Source organism: Bradyrhizobium sp. CCGUVB23, from assembly GCF_024199885.1.
Classification (GTDB): domain Bacteria; phylum Pseudomonadota; class Alphaproteobacteria; order Rhizobiales; family Xanthobacteraceae; genus Bradyrhizobium.
Map to the genome: position 1 here is coordinate 880,853 of NZ_JANADQ010000001.1, position 13,072 is coordinate 893,924.

The 13,072-nt window shown below is 64.6% G+C and carries 11 protein-coding genes; 3 read left to right on the top strand and 8 right to left on the bottom strand.

The features are described from left to right. Position 1: 1 nt before the first annotated feature. The gene (locus tag NLN62_RS03970) at positions 2 to 1,036 is read right to left on the bottom strand and encodes a class 1 fructose-bisphosphatase (RefSeq protein ID WP_027524339.1); all 1,035 of its coding nucleotides are present in this window, start codon (positions 1,034 to 1,036) and stop codon (positions 2 to 4) included. 119 nt (positions 1,037 to 1,155) lie between these two features. On the opposite strand from NLN62_RS03970, the gene NLN62_RS03975 reads away from it, so the two are divergent. Together NLN62_RS03975 and NLN62_RS03980 are read left to right on the top strand one after the other, a co-directional pair. Then, positions 1,156 to 2,127, top strand: coding sequence for a LysR family transcriptional regulator (locus tag NLN62_RS03975; protein ID WP_254107455.1), 972 nt, complete (start codon positions 1,156 to 1,158; stop codon positions 2,125 to 2,127). A gap of 448 nt (positions 2,128 to 2,575) precedes the next feature. After that, positions 2,576 to 3,859, top strand: coding sequence for a glycosyltransferase family 87 protein (locus NLN62_RS03980; RefSeq protein ID WP_254107457.1), 1,284 nt, complete (start codon positions 2,576 to 2,578; stop codon positions 3,857 to 3,859). A gap of 165 nt (positions 3,860 to 4,024) precedes the next feature. Here the strand turns inward: NLN62_RS03980 and NLN62_RS03985 are convergent, their stop codons facing one another. The 7 genes from NLN62_RS03985 to NLN62_RS04015 form a co-directional block, all read right to left on the bottom strand. After that, positions 4,025 to 4,441 (bottom strand): DUF4118 domain-containing protein, encoded by a 417-nt coding sequence (locus NLN62_RS03985; RefSeq protein ID WP_254107459.1) that lies wholly within the window; start codon positions 4,439 to 4,441, stop codon positions 4,025 to 4,027. 157 nt (positions 4,442 to 4,598) lie between these two features. Further along, on the bottom strand, positions 4,599 to 5,870 hold the full coding sequence (locus NLN62_RS03990) for an MFS transporter (protein ID WP_156944446.1): 1,272 nt from the start codon (positions 5,868 to 5,870) through the stop codon (positions 4,599 to 4,601). A gap of 316 nt (positions 5,871 to 6,186) precedes the next feature. Then, entirely contained in the window at positions 6,187 to 7,545 is a 1,359-nt protein-coding gene (locus tag NLN62_RS03995) for a sigma-54 dependent transcriptional regulator (RefSeq protein ID WP_254107461.1), read from the bottom strand. After that, on the bottom strand, positions 7,542 to 9,341 hold the full coding sequence (locus NLN62_RS04000) for an ATP-binding protein (RefSeq protein WP_254107463.1): 1,800 nt from the start codon (positions 9,339 to 9,341) through the stop codon (positions 7,542 to 7,544). Before NLN62_RS04000 ends, NLN62_RS03995 begins: the two co-directional genes overlap by 4 nt. 196 nt (positions 9,342 to 9,537) lie before the next feature. Further along, on the bottom strand, positions 9,538 to 9,759 hold the full coding sequence (locus tag NLN62_RS04005; protein ID WP_254107464.1) for a hypothetical protein: 222 nt from the start codon (positions 9,757 to 9,759) through the stop codon (positions 9,538 to 9,540). Between the two features lie 123 nt (positions 9,760 to 9,882). Beyond that, positions 9,883 to 11,079 carry an MFS transporter gene (locus tag NLN62_RS04010; protein WP_254107465.1) on the bottom strand — a complete coding sequence of 399 codons (1,197 nt, stop codon included), beginning with the start codon at positions 11,077 to 11,079 and terminating at the stop codon, positions 9,883 to 9,885. A 49-nt stretch (positions 11,080 to 11,128) separates the two neighbouring features. Further along, complete coding sequence (locus NLN62_RS04015; protein WP_254107466.1) at positions 11,129 to 11,683, bottom strand: TetR/AcrR family transcriptional regulator; 555 nt, start codon at positions 11,681 to 11,683, stop codon at positions 11,129 to 11,131. Between the two features lie 206 nt (positions 11,684 to 11,889). On the opposite strand from NLN62_RS04015, the gene NLN62_RS04020 reads away from it, so the two are divergent. Further along, on the top strand, positions 11,890 to 12,906 hold the full coding sequence (locus tag NLN62_RS04020; protein ID WP_254107467.1) for a TRAP transporter substrate-binding protein: 1,017 nt from the start codon (positions 11,890 to 11,892) through the stop codon (positions 12,904 to 12,906). Positions 12,907 to 13,072 lie beyond the last annotated feature (166 nt).

The following is a 13,072-nucleotide window of genomic DNA, read 5'->3' on the forward strand; positions in this document are numbered from 1 at the left end:
TTCAGAGCCGGAAGAAGCCGCGCCGCGCGAACAGCGGCGCCGACACGCTCGCGACCAGTAACGGATCGCAATGCAGTTCCTCGACGCGCCGCACCTCGTGGTGCGAGCCCATGATCAACGGCACGCGCTGGTGCAGATTGTGCGCGGCGAGATCGAGGATGCGCTCGCGCCCGGTGGAAGCCGCCCCACCCGCCTGCTCCATGATGAAGGCCATCGGATGCGCCTCGTAGGTCAGGCGCAGGCGGCCGTCGCCGTAACCGGGACGCGCATCGGAGGGATAGAGGAACACACCGCCGCGAGTCAGGATTCGGTAGGCTTCCGCGACGAGTGAGCCGACCCAGCGCATGTTGAAATTGCGGTTCGCCGGACCGTCGACGCCGGCGAGGCATTCGTCGACGAAGGCGCGTACCGGCGCGTCCCAGTGCCGGCGGTTAGAGGCGTTGATCGCGAACTCGTCGGCCGTCTCGGGGATCTGCACGCCGCGCCGCGCCAGGCGGAAAGAGCGCGCGCGGTCCAGCGTGAAGACGTCAACGCCATCGCCGAGCGTCAACACCAGCGAGGTCTGCGGACCGTAGGTGACGAACCCCGCCGCAAGCTGGGCCGAGCCGCGCTGGTGGAAGGCGAGGCCAAGATCATCGGGGGCGGGCAGGATCGAGAAGATCGTGCCGACGGTCATGTTGATGTCGATGTTGGAGGAGCCGTCGAGCGGATCGATCGCGACGCAGGTTTTTGCCGTGCGGTCGACGATCTGCGGCTCGCGCATCTCCTCCGATGCGAGTGCAGCGATCGGCGCTTTGCCGAGGCAGCGGCGCAGGATTGCATCCGCCCGCAGGTCGAGGTCGCGCTGCAGATCGCCGTCGCTGTTGCAGCCGGTGGTCAGACCCGAGGCATCGGACAACTGGCCGGTGCCTGTGAGGTCGGCGATTTCGATCGCGGCGGAAGCAATGGCATCGACTGCGGCTGCCACGGCCAGCGCCTCCGGCACGGTTTCAGAATACCGTTGAAGATAGTCGTTCAGCCTGAGTTGCCCGGTCATCTTGCGTCCATCCCCTCGTGGCCGCCGCTATCCTTGTTCCCGGGTTGGGGAGTGGAGCGGCTGGTCCCAGCACGAAGAAATTGACAGAGCCGGCCTAATAAGGAAAATTTCTATTCATAATGAGCGCCAAAGAATTTTCTTATAATAGCCACCCGGCGACCCAGCTACGGCATCTGACGATCCGGCAGCTCCGGTCGCTCGCAGCGCTGTCGGCCAAGGGCAGCGTGACGGCTGCCTCGACGCATCTCGGGCTGACGCAGCCGGCGGTCACCCAGCAACTCCGGCAATTGCAGGATCTAGCGGGACTGCCTCTGGTGCAGCGGACCGGCGACGGCATGTTGCTGACGGAAGCGGGCAAGGAGGTGCTGGCGCTCGCCGATCGCGTCGAAGCCGCGATCGCGGATTGCCAGGGCGCGCTCGATCTTCTGGCGGGGCGAACCGGCGGCACGGTGCACCTCGGCGCGGTCTCGACCGCAAAATACTTCGTGCCGCACGCCATCGCGGCGTTCTCGCAGCGCTATCCGAAGATCGAGATCAAGCTGACCATCGGCAATCGCGAGGATATCCGCGAGGCCATGCACGGCTACGATCTCGATTTTGCGGTGATGGGTCGGCCACCGGCCGACGTCACGGTCGACGTCCGCCAGCTGGGGCGCAACCCGCACATCATCGTCGCGCGCAAGGGGCATTGGCTGGAGAAGGATTCCGGCCTCAACCTGACCGACCTCGTGCACGAGACTTTCCTCACGCGCGAGCCTGGATCCGGCACGCGGACGCTGATGGAAGGCATGTTCCAGAAGTCGGATCTCGAGCCGATCATCGGCATGGAGATGAGCAGCAACGAGACCATCAAGCAGGCGGTGATCGCAGGCCTGGGCATCGCCTTCATCTCCGCGCACACGGTCGCGCACGAGCTCGCCGAAGGCCGTCTCATTATCCTCGACGTCGCGGGCCTGCCCATCGTCCGGCAATGGTACGTGATCCGCCGCAGCGACAAGGTGCTGCTGCCACCGGCGCAGGCGATGTTTGATTTTCTGGGCTCGGAGGGTTCGAACTACCTGCCTGACGTGCCGGAATTGCGCGGACGCTGACCGACGCATCGAAGCTCGGTCGAACGTCAGCTCATCAGCTTCATGATCAGCGCCGCTGCCAGCACGCAGATGATCTGCAGCAAGCGCTCGGTTGTGAAGATCCTGTTGAAGGTCGTCACCCGCGATTCGCCTCTCGCCCTGCTAGCACGGCTTTACCGATGCGACGATCCTCGTGCAACGGAATGGATCCGCTTGGTGCTGGAACGCGCGTTCGCCGTATGCGGAACTGCGCGCCATTCGAGAACGCACTCGAGGATTTCATGAAAGCTCTTATGGAGTTGTTAATCCTAAATGCTACCCCCCGTGCAGCGATAGCTCCATAGCAACTCTCGGATGTATTTCTCTTAATGGTTTTCCTGCACCAAGGTGCAACGTACAGCTGCAGCACTCAAGCGCGAGGCTGGCGACCGGTACGAACCTGTCAATTCTGCCAGAAGGCTGTCAATTCATGTTCGCCAAGACGCTGGAGCTGGCGCAATCCTCGGAAGCCAAACGGACGATGTACACGCGCCTCGTTCTCGGGGCGGTGACGATCGGCGTTCTCGCCAAGACCATATGGTTCGCCCGGATCGGGCCGCTGCAACAGCGCGGTCTCGTCGATTTCGACGATTTCCACATCGTCGCGCAGAGGGTCTGGCTCGGCGATGTCCACCAGGCCTATCAGCTCGACAAGCTCTTCCAGATGCAGCGTGAGATGTTCGGTGCCACGAACTTCCTGCCTTGGACCTATCCGCCGCAATTCAACGTGCTGATTGCGCCCCTCGCGCTGTTGCCGATCGGGCTCGCTTATTTCCTGTTCACGGCCGCCACGCTCGCCTTCTTCCTCGTGACGCTGCGGGCGATCGCAGGGCGAGCCTTCGCGCTGGTGCTGGTGGTGATGTTTCCCGCGCTTGCCGTCACCCTCTCCTGCGGACAAAACGGATTCTTGACCGCAGGATTGATCGGCCTGATCTGCCTCAATGTCGAGAAACGCGACGCCTCAGGACAGGTGTTCGCAGGTCTCGCGCTCGCGGCAATGGTGATCAAGCCGCATCTGGCGGTCGCGATGGCAGTCTATCTTCTGATCACGCGCCGCTGGGTGACGCTTTTGACCGCCGCCATCGGCGTGCTGGCGAGCTCGGTTCTGTGCACGCTGCTGTTCGGTCCGCAGATCTGGCCCGCGCTCTTCGACGCCGTCAGGGCTTCGGCGAGCTATCTGGAGCGCGGCAGCTATCCGCTGTTCCGCATGATTTCCTCGTATGCCGCCCTGCATACGCTGGGCGTCGCCCCAGCGCTCGCGTTCTGGGGGCAAGCGATCTGCGCCGGCCTTGCGTTGCTTGCGATTGGCGTTGCGGTGGCCCGCAAGCTGTCGCCGCGCACCGCGCTCGGCGTCGCCGCGCTGGTGTCGGTGATGATCAGCCCCTACGCCTATGATTACGATCTCCCGATCGTGGGCATCGGTTTGGCGCTGCTGATTCCTGACCTCACCAGAGCGGCGAGTTCCGCCGAGCGGGGCATCATTTACGCGCTTATCCTCGTTGCCGGCGCTTACGGGATGCTGGAGACGGCGGGTCTGAAAGTGTCGCAAGGCGCGCACCACGCGGTGAAGCATCAGATGATCCCCGCCGTCGGCGCTTTCGCCGTGGTCCTGCTCCTCGCCCTCATCCTTCGCATTCTGCTAAGGCGTTGCCACGACACGCAGGGGACTCAGGACCAGAGCGCCGTGCTGCACAACGCGGGTCACCCGCTTTGATCGAACTTTATGAAGGTCGGTATGGGGTCCTCGAGTCGGCCGTCCAGCTTAACAAAGTTCTTCGGATGCCGATCGAGACGATCCACACATCGGACTTCATGTCGTGGCCATCGCGAGCACTGCGCTCGCGACCATGTTCATAAAGTCATATCTGCGCGAATGCCGTTATGAATTCGGCGCGACCGTCTTGTCGGTTGCCTTGAGGCCGCCGCCGTTGACGATCGTCACGGTAAGACGACAGAGATCGGCAAGGCCGATCAACAGCACGCTGAACAGGAAGAACAAATTGATGTCATGCGCGTCCGTACGCGTCAGCGGGCCGAACTCGAAGAAGGGCGGCATGAAGGCCCACCAGACCAGCGGAACGGTGAGCAGGATGGCGAACACCGCCGCAGGCGCTCCCGCGACGATCCCCACGATGAAAACGGCCGGCAGGAACGCGGCAAAATAGAGCTGGGCGCCAAAGAGAGCGCAGGCGCCCTGGAAGCCGGCCGAAGCCACCAGCACAATGAAGGCGAACCCAAAGGCCTGCCAGGACCACGGCTGTATCTTCGGTCCAGAGAACGTTCCCGGGCGGCTCATTGGAAATCCCCTTTTGCGCCGCGAACGCGGCTGAGGTTCCAAGCAAGGCTAGCACACCTGTTCGGGGCCCGCGATAGTTGTGCATTGCGAAATGAGCGGTACCAGGTCGTGGTAAATGGCCACCGCCGGCGTGTGCTGCCATGCGGTGGCCAGCAGCCTATTCGTGCCGGTCCATCGCAGAGCTGCTCTTGGTATCCCGCATCGTGAGATAGACGAGCAGCGACACCGCGATGCAGCCCGTGAGATAGTAGTAGAACCAGCTTTCGTGCCCGATCGACTTGAACCACAGCGCAATCGATTCCGCGGTGCCGCCAAAGATCGAGACGGTCAGCGCATAGGGCACGCCCACGCCGGTTGCGCGCACGCTGGTCGGAAACAGCTCCGCCTTCACCACCGCGTTGATCGCGGTATAGCCGGACACGATCATCCACGCGGCCGCGATCAGCAGGAAGGCGGTCAGCGCGTCGTGCGCGGCCTGGAGCGTCGTCAGGAGCGGAATGGTGAACAGCGTACCGGATACGCCGAAGCCGATCAGAAGCCATTTGCGCCCGATGCGATCGGAGATCGCGCCGTAGATCGGCTGCAGCACCATCGCGAAGACGAGGCTTCCCGCCGTCACCATCGTGGTCTGGTCGTCGCTGAGCTTGACCGAGAGACGGAGGAATTTCTGCATGTAGGTGGTGTAGGTGTAGAATGCCGCAGTCCCGCCCATGGTGAGGCCGACCACCAGCAGCAGCTCGCGCGGATAGTTGAGGAGCGCTCGGAGGGAGCTGGTCTTCTTCACCACCGCCTGGCTGTTCTTGAACGCCTCGGTCTCGTGCAGGTTGCTGCGCATCAACGCGGCGACGACCGCGAGCACTGCGCCGAAGGCGAATGGCACGCGCCAGCCCCAGGTGCGGATCTCCTCGGTCGACAGGAACACCTTCTGCAACAGCAGCAGCACCAAGATGGCGCAGAGCTGGCCGCCGATCAGCGTCACGTACTGGAAGCTGGAATAGAAGCCGCGGTTCTTCTCGTCGGCGACCTCACTGAGATAGGTGGCGCTGGTGCCGTATTCGCCGCCGAGACTGAGGCCTTGCAGGATGCGCGCGAGACCGAGGATGACCGGCGCAGCAAGCCCGATCGAGGCATAGGTCGGCGTCACCGCAATGATCAGCGAGCCGAAGCACATCATCACGACGGAGAGCGTCAGCGCGTTGCGCCGGCCGTAGCGATCGGCGAGATGGCCGAACAGCCAGCCGCCGAGCGGCCGCACCAAAAAGCCGGCGGCGAACAGCAGCGCCGCATTGAGCTGCTGCACCACCTCGTCGCCGTCGGGGAAGAATGCCTTGGCGAAATAGAGCGCGAACGCCGCATAGGCGTAAAAATCGTACCACTCGACGAGATTGCCGACCGAACCGACGAAGATCGCGCGCAGCCGGCGCCTCATGTCGGCGCCCGCGCGCGGGTCGGCGCCCGGTGCGGTGAAATCGGTGATCGAGGCTTCCTGTGAACTCATGACGTCCTCCAACGCGTTTGCCCGTGGGGACGGTCCGCTCACTTGTTGGCTCGCGAGTTGGCGCCGTCCCGGCTTCCGCCTCTGTCAGCAACGGCCGTGCCAGCCGCGATCGATGAGCAGAGCGGCCGGATTCGCGCGTTTTCGCAAGCTTTCTGCGGGGACAGTTCGGGCTGGCGAGAATTCATCGGCGGAAATCCGCCGACGCGCGCGAGGTAATCGGCGGATTTCCGCCGATCATGCTGCTCGCTCAGCCGTCCTTCCGACCAGGCCGCGCCAGCGCATATTTCGTCATCTTCTCGTTCAGCGTCCGGCGGGGAATGCCGAGCTCCTCGGTGACGGCGGCGATCGAGCCGTCATGCTCGCGCAGGCTTGCCTCGATCAGCGCCCGCTCATAGGCCGCGACGCGTCCGGCGAGCGTCCGCTGCGGCGCGCCCGGCTCGCCACGTCGCAGGATCTCGGCGACGCTGCGACCGGTCGCCGCCAAGCCCAGTGCATAGCGCTCGGCGACGTTCCTCAGTTCGCGCACGTTGCCGGGCCAGTGATGGGCAAGCAGCGCGTCGAGATCACCGGCCCGGAGCGGCGTCAGCGTGCGGCCGGCGCTCTTTGCGGCGGCAGCGGCAAAGTGCTCGAACAGCAGCAGCACGTCATTGCCGCGATCGCGCAGCGCCGGCAGGTCGATCTCGGCGGCGGCGAGACGGAAATAGAGGTCGGAGCGGAAGCGGCCGTCGCGGCTGTCGGCGGCAAGATCGCCCTTGGCGGCCGCAATCACCCGGACATCGACCGGAAGCAGCTTGTTCGATCCGACACGCTCGATGGTGCGCTCCTGGAGTGCACGCAGGATCTTGGCCTGGAACGGTAGCGGCATGCTCTCGATCTCGTCGAGCAGCAGCGTGCCGCCATTGGCATGCTCGAACTTGCCGATGCGTGGCCCGCGCGCGCCGGTGAAGGCGCCGGCCTCGTGGCCGAACAGCTCGCTCTCGAACAGCTCGGCCGGGATCGCCGCGCAGTTCACGGCAACGAACGGCGCCTTCGCACGAGGCCCGAAATCATGCAGCGCCCGTGCGACCAGCTCCTTGCCCGTCCCGGTCTCGCCGGTGACGATGACGTCGCGGTCATGGGCGGCAAGCTCCAGAACGCTTGCGCGCAAGCCAGCCATCGGCTTCGACACACCGATCAGCCGGGCTTCGATCGCGCCAGCCGCAGCAAGACGGCCTTCGAGCTCGCCGAGTTGCAGTTTCAATTGCCTCCGCTCGACCGCGCGGGAGATCACGGCGGAAAGCTGTTCCGGATCATAGGGCTTTTGCAGGAAGTCATAGGCGCCCTCGCGCATCGCGGCGACCGCGAGCGGCACGTCACCATGGGCGGTCAGCAGCACCACGGGAAGATCGGGATCGGCGCGGTGGATCGCCCGCATCAGCTCGAGCCCCGACGTCTGCGGCATGCGGAAATCGCTCAGCACGACGTCAGGCGCACGCTGCTTCAGCAGCACCATCGCCTCGTCGGCGCCGGCTGCGACCCGCACCGTGAAGCCACCGAGCTCCAGCCACTGCCGCACCGAATTGCGGACGATCTCCTCATCGTCGACGACGAGCACAGCACCGCTCATGCGTGCAGCTCCGACTTGGCCGACGACATGCCGGCCTCGACGAGCGGAATGATCACCTTGAACGTCGATCCCTGGCCCGGCACGCTCTCCACCAGGATGTCTCCTCCGAATTCCCGGACAATCCCGTACGAGATCGAGAGCCCCAGGCCAAGCCCCTCGCCGATCTCCTTGGTGGTAAAGAACGGGTCGAACAGGGATTTCATATGCTCGGGCGCGATTCCCTTGCCGGTATCGCTGATCGCGATCACGGCCACGCCCTCCCGCCCTTCGAGCACGACGCCGAGGATACGCCGCTCGCGCCCCTGCATCGCATCGATCGCGTTCGACAGCAGGTTGACCAGGACCTGCTCGAGGCGAACGGGATTGGCAAAACCATGCACCGGCTCCGTGCCAAGGGCGCGCACGACCTCGATACCGTCGTTGTTGATGCGGTATTGCAGCAGGCGGAGCGCATTGTCGACGACGGCTGCGAGCGCGACGGCGCTGCGCGCGCTGGTTTCCTTGCGCGCGAACATCCGTAGGTGCGAGATCAGCGCCATCATGCGCTCCGCGACTGCGGACATCAGGTCGAGATTGGCCGCCGCACGCTCGACCTCGTTGCGGCGAAGCAGGACGCGGCTGCTTGCCACATAGGTGATCAGCGCCGCGAGCGGCTGGTTGATCTCGTGCGCGACGCCGGCCAGCGCCTGGCCGAGGCTTGCGAGCTTGGCGCTTTGCACGAGGTTCTCGTGGGTCCGACGCAGCTCCTCTGTCCGCTCGGCGACGCGCTGCTCCAGCGCGTCATGCGCCTCGAGCTTGGCGCGGATCACCTGGCGCCGCTGATCGGCAACCATGATGCCCATCAAGAGCGCGATGAGCGCAAAGACGCAGGCGGTAGCGATTGTCGCTGCATGACGCCGAGCATCGACCACATCGGAAAACAAAAGCAGCTTCCAGCCGTGATCGAGCGGCCGGACCTCAAGGGTGTATTCGCCAAGCTCCGCGCCGTCGCGCCCACGTGCACGGCCGATCTGGACGCCTTCGCGGTTGCCGCCGGGAACGAAGACCGGCTCCGCATCGATCGCCTGGCCGAACTGCCGCGCCGCACTCAGCTCCGCGACGTGGTCCGCGCGGATTTGCGTCAGCGGGTGATATTTCCACTCCTGGCGGCTGGCGAGGAAGATCACGCCATGCTCGTCGGCCATGGCGATGAGATCGCCGGCGCGGGCCCAGTCGGTCTCGAGCGGGCTGAGATCGATCTTGACCACGGCAACGCCGAGGATCTTGCCGCCCTCCTCGATGCGATGCGAGAGGAAATAGCCGGGCTGCCCGGTGGTGGCGCCGACGGCATAGTAGTGCCCCTCGCCGGTCAGCATCGCGTCCTGGAAATAGGGGCGGAAGGCGTAGTTCTGCCCGACGAAGCTCGACGCACCGTCGAAATTGCTGGCGGCGAGCGCAAGGCCCGTGCTGTCGAGCACGAAGAGCTCTGCTGAGCCTGCCTTCTGATCCAGTGATTGCAGATAGCGATTGGCGGCCACGATCGCCGCCGCATCGCCGGGATTGCGATAGAGCTCGCGGATCGGATCGGCGAGCGAGAGGACCGCCGGCAGATAACGGTAGCGCGCGACGGTAGCATCGAAGCTGCTGGCGATCAGCGTGAGCCGGTCGTTGGCTTCGCGCTGCATGCGCGCGAAATCTGCGTCCAGAGCGACAACGTAGGTCAACCAGCCTGCCGCTGCGACCGTGGCGAGCGCGAGCGCGCCGATCAGCGAACGCCGCATGGAGGCAGGATGAACAGGCTGCACCAGGATTCCCATATCCGCAGGCTCTTCGATCAGCCGGCACGGTAATTATGGGCGCGCATGATGCAGGTGTGCAACACCGGCGTCAGGTTAGTCTTCGGACGCCGCAGGGCATCAAATGGTTAATGCTGTGCGGCTCATCCAAAAGGTCGAAAACAACCCCATGCAAAGTAGAAACCGGCGCTTGCGGCCGGGTGCGGCGACCTTGGCCTCATGCCGCCATCAGTTCCAGACCGGCTTGCGCAGGCCCGGACCAGCGACGATCACCGCCGGCGAAGTAAGCCTCGAGCTCCGCCAGCGCGCGGGATTCCCACTCGCTCGCCTGCTCCAGCAGAGACCAGCTCTGACGCGGCCGAAACGCGGCGGTCTGGCGGTGCAGTGACGCGATCGCCCGATAGCGCCGTACGTTCTCCAGGATGGCTTTCCCGTCCATATCGAAAACTCCCCAATTCCCATTCGCTGGGCCAAAGGTGCGCCAGAACCTTTTTCGATTCGTTAGCGGCGGACAGAGAGACGGCGGATAGTTTCCGAATCCTTGCCCGTGCTGCCAAGTACCTCACTCGAAGGCAGCGTAGATCAACGCCGCGGCCGGCAGCGCAAAGCCGATCGAGGATGCGAGCGTCCAGCCGCCATGCGCAAAGGCAAAGCCGCCAAGCGCGGAGCCCGCGGCACCGGCCGTGAAGAACGTCGCCATATAGAGGCCGTTGAGACGGCTGCGGTGCTCCGGGCCGAGCGCGAAGATCGTGCGAAAGCCGAGGACGACATTGCCCTGCACGCCGAAATCGATCGCGATCGCCGCGATGACGAGGCAAGCGAGATTCAGCGTAGAGCCGGCGGCGCCGATATGCGTAATCAGAAAAGCGGCCGCGACCAGCAGCATGGCAGCGCGCGTCGCGCCGCGGCTATATCCGCGATCGGCAATCCGTCCGGCAATCGGCGCGGCCACCGCACCGGCGACGCCAGCGAGCGCGAACAACGCGATGCCGCGCTGGGACAAGCCGAACGCAGGGCTCGCCAGCAGAAGCGGCGTCACGGTCCAGAACAGGCTGAACGCGCCGAACAGGAAGGCTTGATACAGCGCACGACGGCGCAGGACCGGCGTCGTCCGCACCAGATGCGGCATCGATCCTAGCAGCTGGAGATAGTGCAGCCGCACCACCGGCATGCGCTTCGGCAACGTGCGCCACAGCACACCGGCGAGCGCAATCATGAGCACGGTCAAGCCCGAGAAGACGGCATGCCACGAGGCGATCGACGTCAGGAAGCTCGAAACCGGCCGCGCCAGCATGATGCCGAGCATCAGGCCGGTCGAGACATTGCCGACAACGCGTCCGCGCGTCGCTGCCGGCGCAAGGTGCGCAGCATAGGGAATGATGATCTGGACCGCGACCGAGCCGAGCCCGATGAACAGTGCGGCGACGAGAAACGGCAAGGCCTGTGTCGCGCAGGCGGCGGCCAATAATGCAGCGGCGCCAAGACCGATAACGGAGCAGATCAGCGTGCGGTTTTCGACGAGATCACCGAGCGGGACGATCAACAGGAGCCCGACGCCATAGCCGACTTGCGTCATGGTGACGATCAGGCCCGCAGCGTCGTGCGAAAGGCCGAGCGCCGTGCTGATCGGCCCAATCAGCGGCTGCGCATAGTAGATGTTCGCCGCGACCATGCCGCAGGCGGCGGCAAGCAGAATGGTCAGGCGTCGCGAAACGGCGCCCTCGTCGGGCGCGGTTTCGATCGTGGCGTTCATCGTCATCACACACTCCATATATAGGAAACGTTTATTTCCTAATTAGGCAAACAAATCAGGCGAGCAGCTTCATCGCGACCGTAACGATGCGCCCGCCATCGAGCGGCAGCCGCGCCTTTCCGACCACGCGAAGTCCTTGCGTCATGCAGATCATCAGGCGCGCGGTATCGTCGGGATCGACGCGAGCGGGGACCGAGCCATCGGCCTGCCCCTCGCGAATGAGGCCGGCGATGAAACCTTCGTTGCTCTTCAGCTGGGCCGCGACGCGCGACGCGATTTCCGGATCGCGCGCGGCCAGCTCGACTGCGCTGCCAACGACGAGGCAGCCGCGCCGTCCTTCGCTGCCCTGGGACGCTTCGACATAGGAGAGCAGCACGTTGCGCAGGCGGTCGCGCCCGCAGGTGCCTTCCGCGGCGGCGCGCCGGATTTCGTGCTGGCGAAGCGCCGTGTAGCGCTCGAACGCGGCGAGGAACACCGCACGCTTGTCAGGGAATGCCTTGTAGATGCTGCCTGTCGCGAGCTCCATCGCCTCGGTCAGATCGCCGATCGAGGTCGCGTGATAGCCGCGCTCGCGAAACACCCGCACCGCCCTGTCGAGCGCCACGTCCATGTCGAACTCCCGCGGCCGGCCGCGCGGACGGGAGATGGGCTGCAATCCTCGCGTGTTCCTTCGCATCTGTACACAATAGGGAACATTCATTTCCAAATCAAGATTGCCTTTGTCGTTTGACACCCTGGCCGTCATTCGCGATTTTCGCGGCAAGATCGTCGCAGACGATATCATGCAACATCAAAGATCTCGTTGGAGGAGAGGCTGTGACCCTGACCCGCCGGCACGCCCTGCAAGCGCTGTCCGCCCTGCCCGCTGCCGGCCTCGCCGGTGCCGTGCCGCGCGTCGCCCGCGCTGCCGAGTTCGCGCTGACATACGGCAACAACCTGCCGCTCAGTCATCCGCTCAACATCCGCGCGCAGGAGGCCGCCGACCGCGTCGCAAAGGAGACCGGCGGCCGCGTCGAGATCACGATCTTCCCGAACAACCAGCTCGGCGGCGATACCGACATGCTGACCCAGGTGCGCAGCGGCGCCATCACCTTTTTCACGCCGTCGGCGCTGGTCGTGGCGACGCTGGCCCAGGTGGCCGCGATCAATGCGGTCGGCTTCGCCTTTGCCGACTACGACCAGGTGTGGAAGGCGATGGACGGCGCGCTCGGCGCCCATGTCCGCGCGGCGATGGCGAAGGTCGGCCTCCATGCGTTCGAGAAGATGTGGGACAATGGTTTTCGCCAGATCACGAGCGGCATGAGGCCGATCGAGGACGCCAAGGACATGCACGGATTGAAGATCCGCGTGCCCGTCAGCCCGCTCAGCATCTCCATGTTCAAGGCGCTCTCGGCCTCGCCCACCAGCCTGCAATTCAGCGAGGTCTACTCGTCGCTCCAGACCCGCATCGTCGATGCGCAGGAAAATCCGCTGCCGATCATCCAGATCGCAAAACTCTACGAGGTGCAGAAATACTGCGCCATCAGCAACCACATCTGGGACGGTTTCTGGTTCGTCGCCAACGGCCGCGCCTGGCAGCGGTTGCCCGCGGATCTTCAGGCCGTCGTCGCCAGGGCCATCAACGATGCCGGCCTCAAGCAGCGTGACGACATGAAGGCGTTCAACGCGACGGTGCAATCGGTTCTTCAGAGCAACGGCCTGACATTCACCAGGCCCGCGCTCGACGGTTTCCGCGCCAAGCTGCGCGAGGCCGGGTTCTACGGCGAATGGAAGACACGGTTCGGCAATGAGGCCTGGGGACTGCTCGAAAGCGCCGCCGGCAAGCTCGCCTGATGACGATCGCCGAGCACCCGATATCCGGTGATTTGCGTGACGCGGATACCCGCTGATCTGCATGATTGCCGCTCGCAGTGAGGAACCAACCGGCCGCTCCACGATTTCCCCCTCGAAAGACGAGGAGAGCAACATGGCCAGACATTTGACACGCGCACGCCTCGCG